This window comes from Streptomyces sp. WM4235, from assembly GCF_001279725.1.
GTDB lineage: Bacteria > Actinomycetota > Actinomycetes > Streptomycetales > Streptomycetaceae > Streptomyces.
On the sequence record NZ_LGDE01000104.1, the window covers coordinates 1 to 4607 of the forward strand.

4 protein-coding genes are annotated in these 4607 nt (G+C 70.3%); 3 read left to right on the plus strand and 1 reads right to left on the minus strand.

Translation table 11 applies throughout. From position 1 onward, the window contains the following. The first annotated feature begins 252 nt into the window (after positions 1 to 252). Both ADK55_RS10545 and cyaB read left to right on the plus strand, forming a co-directional pair. The gene (locus ADK55_RS10545) at positions 253 to 1098 is read left to right on the plus strand and encodes a helix-turn-helix domain-containing protein (protein ID WP_053677341.1); all 846 of its coding nucleotides are present in this window, start codon (positions 253 to 255) and stop codon (positions 1096 to 1098) included. A 25-nt stretch (positions 1099 to 1123) separates the two neighbouring features. Beyond that, the gene (cyaB, locus tag ADK55_RS10550; protein WP_053677342.1) at positions 1124 to 1684 is read left to right on the plus strand and encodes a class IV adenylate cyclase; all 561 of its coding nucleotides are present in this window, start codon (positions 1124 to 1126) and stop codon (positions 1682 to 1684) included. Positions 1685 to 1988: 304 nt separating this feature from the next. Here cyaB and ADK55_RS10555 read toward each other — a convergent pair whose 3' ends face one another. Further along, positions 1989 to 2747, minus strand: a complete 759-nt coding sequence (locus ADK55_RS10555; RefSeq protein ID WP_107089150.1) for a SpoIIE family protein phosphatase — start codon at positions 2745 to 2747, stop codon at positions 1989 to 1991. Positions 2748 to 3307: 560 nt separating this feature from the next. Between ADK55_RS10555 and ADK55_RS10560 the strand changes: the two genes are divergently transcribed. Next, a partial coding sequence (locus ADK55_RS10560; RefSeq protein ID WP_063839498.1) for a competence protein CoiA occupies positions 3308 to 4607 on the plus strand: 1300 nt, incomplete at its 3' end.

Genomic DNA, 4607 nt, shown 5'->3' on the forward strand with positions numbered 1-4607 from the left:
CTGGGGACCCTGCGGGCTCTCCGATGGCGGCTTCCCCGCGCAATCGTTCCCGCCCGCTCGCGAAGTGACGCGCACGCCCGGCGCGGTATCCCCGGCGGCCACTCGTGTTCCCGCCGTCGTGGATCCGTCCTGACCTGCCGTGCCGTCACCATGGGGTCAGCTTCCGGCGACTGCCCACATCGCGCGATACCCGAACGGTAATCTCACCGTGGGATGGATCCCATCCCGTTCGCGGATGACAGGCGGGCCCCTGTGACAAGCAGCCTCTTACCGATCACCCTCGCGGACCGGGCGTGGGAACACCCCGATGTCCGCGAGGCCCTGCGCGCCCGCGACATCGGCGCCGTGTTCCGCCACGTCCAGCGCTACAGCGGGGCCAGCCAATCCCGGATCGCCACCGCGGTCGGCATGACGCAGGCCCGCGTGAACGAGATCATCAACCGTCGGCGCACCGTGTCCCGCCTGGACGTCTACGAGCGGATCGCCGAAGGCCTGACCATGCCCGACGACACCCGACACCTCCTCGGCCTGGCCGCCGGACGTGAACAACGCACCGGAAACGCCGCGTTCGACCTGGCGGCCTTCCCGGAAGTCGTACGCGTGTACTCCGCGCAGGCCTCCGCCCGCGAAGAGATCCAACAGCGCACCCGCACGGCGAAGGAACTCGACATCCTCGCCGTGCGCGGCCTCGGCCTGATCGGCCTCAACGACTCGATGCTCCGTTCCCACCTCGCCCGCCCCGACGGGCGGCTGCGGGTGCGGGTGCTGCTCCTGGATCCGGACGGCCCGGCGCTGGCACGGCGGGCGGCGGAGATCGGAGAGTCCGCCGAGTCACTCGCCTCCGGCGTCCGCCTGGCCGAAGCGCGGCTTCGCGAACTCTCGACGGTCTGCGACATCGAGGTCTACCGGTACGCGATGCTGCCCACCTGGCGCGTGATCCGAACGGACGACTGCATGTTCGTCGGCGCTTTTGACACCGGCTGGGAAGGGCACGAGTCGGCGACCTACAAGGTGATGGAAACACCGCACGGACCCCTGTACCGGGGCTACCGGCGGATGGTCGAGGCGATGGTGGCCGACGCGGTGCGCACGGTCTGAAACGCGGGAAGTGGGGACGGGACACGTGATCGAGGCGGAGTTGAAAGCGCGCGTCGAAGCGCCGGAAGAGGTCCTTCGGCGTTTGGAGGAGCGGGCGACGGGTCGGGTCGAGGTGTACGTGGACACCTACTACGACACCCCCACCCGCGCCCTGGACGGTCGGGGCGAGGAACTGCGGGTGCGGACCGTGCACGGCGCGGACGAGACCCGCAGCGTGCTCACGTACAAGGGCGCGTCGGTCGATGAGGAGTCCGGTTCGAAGCCTGAGTACGAGAGTCGGGTGGAGGACGTCGACTCGGTGCACGCGATGCTGCGCGGGTTGGGCTACGTCCCGCTGATCGCGTTCGAGAAACACTGTCGCAACTTCGACTTCGCCGCCCGGGGCAGGCGGATGCTGGCCACCCTCGTGCGGGTTCCGGAGGTCGAGGGCACGTTTCTGGAGCTGGAGACCCTCGCGGACGAGGACGACGTGGCCGCGGCCCTGGACGACGTCCGCGCGGTCCTGGACGAACTCGGCATCACGCCCGAGGACCTGACCCGAGAGCTCTACACCGATGCCGTCCGCAACGCAGAACGCACAACCTGATCTTCTGCGCGTCGTGGTCGGTGCGGGTGATCCATTGGGATCCGACCCCCGCGCCGTCACAACCCCGGCACGGCCGACCGTCGCACGCGGGGCCCGCGTCGCTGTCGGTGGAGGTGGGGACCGATGGGAAGCGGAAGCCGGCTTCCGACCGTCGCGTTCTCGGCCCAGGCGCTGCCCCCTGCGGGGCGTTCTCGGGGACGTCCCGCAGCGGGACCGGCGTGGCTCAGTGCCCTGCGGAGTGCGGTAGCAGAGCCCCGCACCGGCCGGGGGCCCCGGCCGGTGCGGGGCTCTGCCGTGTCTGCGTTCAGTTCGTGTGGCGGAGCAGGATCACGACCGTCGCGTCGTCGCGGTATCCGTCTTCGTCCTGTGTGGCCGCGGCGACCAGGGCGTCGGCCAAGGCCTGCGGTGAGTCTCGGTGCTTGCGACACAGTTCCTCGGCGACCTCCTGGTCCACTTGGTCGGAGATCCCGTCGGAGCAGAGCAGCACCAGGGGGGTGTCCTCAGGGATCTCGACCTGCCTGCACGTCGTGGCGGAGGCCTGCCTCAACCCCAGTCGTGACCAGTTGTCGTGGCCTGCCGCGATCTCCGCCGGCACCCCGCCGTTGACCCGGAGCCACTGGCCCATCGTCTGGTCGGTGGACCACTGGGTGAGTCCACCGCCGTCCCTCCATCCGTAAGCGCGGCAATCGCCGATCCAGTGGACTGCGGTAGGCCGGCCGGGTGCGGCGTTGGCGTAGACGGCGGAGGCGTGCGGAACGTGGCTGTACGCCTCCGCCATCCTGCCCGCGGTCGTCAGGGCGGCGACCCCGCCGACGACCATGCCCAGTTGCGTGATGGTGGTCGGCACGGTGGTGGAGTACCGGACGGTGTCCAGGTGATGCCCGGCGCCGTCCACCACTGCGGCGCTGACCTCCGGGCCCCGGTGCTGGACGTCGTACCCGTCCGCGCACACCGACCCCGGGCCGGCCTTCTCCGATTCCTCCGAGTCGGTGCCCGGCCGCTGTGCCGCGCCGACCGTGATCGCGGTGGCGGTCTCCTCGGACGTGAACTTCTGCTGGGTCATGGATCCTCCTGGGGATTGCGTGATGCGGACGCCCTAAAGGCACCGAGGTCAAGAGACATTCACGGGCATTTCGGGTGCACGTGTGGAGGGTTGGCCGAAATTTGTCCAGCGTCGGCCGAATCCAGCTGGCCCGGAGTCCTGCAATCCAGTCGAGCAGGGGCGCCCGGCCGGCTGGTGCCACCCGAGCCTGCGGGGGGACCGCGCGTTGCCGCCGTCGGTGGCGCTGCGCCTACCCTGCCGCGGCCCTACCACTACCCCTGGTGACGGGCGTTCGCCTGCGGGAGGCGGCGGCCGTGCCGTCTGGTTTGCAAGAGCCGGCACGGCCTGATCCCAACCCGCTGGAAGGGAACAGGAGGAGGCTACGGCGCGCGGCGCCGCAGGTCGTCGGTTGGATCGATGGCGAAGGGGATATTCGGCGGCATCGGTGTCAGGGCGCGATCCGCACGGATGTATCCACGCGGCCGGAGTGGAGAGGCCGGTTCACGCCGTTCTCCGGAGAACCGCCGCAAGGCCGCCGTCAAAGCGGGGACGCTGGCCTCGGGACGGACGAGGGGGCGTCGATGGGGTACACCGCTGTCCATCAGGACTGGGGCCGGCTGGACGCCTCACTGGACGATCTCGGCTGTGGCCGCTCGTGGCGGGACGTCCACCGCGTTCCGGGGATGGAACTGACCTGTCCGGAATGCCGAGGACGGGTCTTCGCCCGGATCTCCCAGCATCGCGCCCGGCACTTCTACCACCAGGCCCGGCCGGAGAACTGCGAGCTGGCGAACGAGTCGCCGGAGCACCATCGCCTGAAGCGCGAACTCGTGATGGCCGCGAGGGCGGCGGGCTGGCGAGCGGAGCTTGAGGTCGCCAGCGCGACCGGCAATTGGCGGGCCGACGTGATGGTATTCGACGAGCAGGGCCACGCGTTCATGGCTCTGGAGGCACAGTTGTCGCCCATGACTCCGGACGAGGCGCGGATGCGGACCGAGCGGTATGCCGCGGACGGGGTGGCGGTGTGCTGGGTCGGGCCGCAGGATCGGCCCTGGCAGCGGGTCGTGCCCACGCTGCGTGTGCCCTTTCCGACAGGGGATGACCGGGTCTGGCAGGTGCGGCACGGGATGGCCGGCTACGTCTGGGCGCCGCGCACGCTGAAAGCGAAGGCGGCTTGGGTCCACATCACTTGCCCGCTCGGGGATGCCCTCAAGTGGATTCTGGAGGGCCGGGTGCACGTTCACACGGGGCTGAACGGCACGGTGTGGTGGACGGCCCCCGCCTACCTGGACCTTGCGGTCGCCCGCGCCCGCATGGAAGCCGGTGCGGAAGCCTCCGCGCGAGCGGCCGCCGCGGAGAAGGCTCGGCGGCAGGAAGAGCAGCGGCGGCGGGAAGCCGACGCCCGGGCCGCCGCCCTGGCGGAGTGGCGTCGCAATGCCGCGGCCCGGTCCATACAGGCGGAGCAGGAACGGCTGGCCGAGTTACGGCGGCTGGCAGGCTTCTTCGAGCACGCGGGCATCGATGCCGCGATGTGGCGAGTCTTCACGCAGATGGTCCGCTCCACCTCGGGCAAGACGGTCGTCTACGGAGACCAGAGCCCTTCTCACGGCAACGGCCTTCTCGTCTACACCCGGCCGCGGGAATGGAGCGATCCCCTCCTGGCCGGCGTGGTGTGCCCGGCCCCCGAGGGCCTCGACAGATGGCCGGGGAATCTGACGATCTTGGTGCCCGGTCCAACGTGGCTGGCCCGGATCCAGGCTGCTCCACGGCCCGCCCTTCAGGTCGCGGTCCTGAACCCCGTGACCGGCCGAAGCGACTTCGTCAACGTTGCCGCATCCCACCAACCGGGGCCGATCCAGGAGCTGCCCCCGTTCGGGTCGA